At 63.9% G+C, this 1,456-nt stretch carries 1 pseudogene; it reads left to right on the top strand.

Going from position 1 to position 1,456, the window contains the following annotated elements:
- Positions 1-1,456, top strand: a pseudogene (locus tag EN780_RS34115) (lactate dehydrogenase); the annotation flags it as partial.

Here is a 1,456-nt window from a genome sequence, read left to right as displayed (position 1 = left end):
GCGCTATCTCGGCCATGGCGCGCTCGCCGAGCGCGGCCTGCACGAGTTCGATGCCTGGGCCTCGACCTTCGGCGACGTGACGACCGAACTGGAGCTTCAGCCCTCCGGGAAATACAAGCCGGTCACGCGCTTCGCCAGCTTCGTCAACGTCCCCGAGCTGATCGCGATGTTCCGCTCCTTTGCCGATGTCGTGATGCCGCAGGACCTGCGCGACCATGTCAAGGTGCCCGCGATCTCGACCGGCCGGCGCCAGATCCTGACGGCCAAGCCCACGCCGGCCTTCAAGCGCTACCAGCTGGTGCTCGCCGAGCGCATCAAGGCGATCGAGATGCGCGACCGGCCGCCGGAGCCGGGGGACGATATTCTTCTCTCGGTCATCACCGACGGGCGCCATGCCGCGATCGATCTGCGGCTGGTCGATCCCGACAATGACGACGAGCCCGACAACAAGCTTAATCTTCTTGTCTCGAATGCCTTCCGCATCTGGAGGGAAACTGCCGGCAACAGCTATGTCCGTCCCGATGGCAAGCCCTACGAGATTGCCGGCGCCGCGCAGATGATCTTTTCCGATCTCGGAACGATCAACGTCGAAAAGACGCGGGGGTTTTCCGCCTATCGCTGGATTCGCGACGAGCTTGTCCACCTGGGGGTTCCCGCCTGCGAGATCGCCTTCATGCAGGATTTTAAGAAATCGGAAGCCATGCAGCGGCTGTTCGGCGACGTGAGAGCCGGCAAGGTGCGCTTCCTCATCGGCTCCTCCGAAACAATGGGCACCGGCGTCAACGCGCAGCTTCGCCTGAAGGCACTGCATCACCTCGACGTGCCCTGGCTGCCTTCGCAGATCGAGCAGCGCGAGGGCCGCATCGTCCGACAGGGCAACCAGCACGACGAAATCGACATCTTCGCCTACGCAACGGAGGGCTCGCTCGACGCCACCATGTGGCAGAACAACGAACGTAAGGCCCGCTTCATCGCGGCGGTACTGTCCGGCGACACTTCCATCCGGCGGTTGGAAGATCTGGGCGAGGGTCAAGCCAACCAGTTCGCCATGGCCAAGGCGATCGCATCCGGTGACCAGCGTCTGATGCAGAAGGCCGGTCTTGAGACTGACATCGCACGGCTCGAGCGCCTGCGCGCCGCCCACATCGACGACCAGCATGCCGTGCGCCGGCAGATCCGCGACGCCGAGCGCGACATCGAGCATTCGACGCGCCGTATCGCGGAAATCGGCAATGACGTAGAGCATCGCGTGCCGACCGCCGGTGAGGCCTTCGTCATGAGCGTGGCCAACGTTGCCTATAGCGAGCGCAAGGAGGCCGGCCGGGCGCTGATGAAGGAGATTCTAACCCTGATCCAGCTACGGCATGACGGCGAGACTCTCATCGCCTCGATCGGCGGGTTCGACCTGCCATTCTGTGGCGAGCGCTTCGGGCAGGGCGGCTATCGCTACACCACT

The organism is Mesorhizobium sp. M4B.F.Ca.ET.089.01.1.1 (assembly GCF_004022605.1).
In the GTDB taxonomy this organism is placed as follows: domain Bacteria; phylum Pseudomonadota; class Alphaproteobacteria; order Rhizobiales; family Rhizobiaceae; genus Mesorhizobium; species Mesorhizobium abyssinicae.
This window is presented reverse-complemented; position numbering and strand designations above follow the sequence as displayed.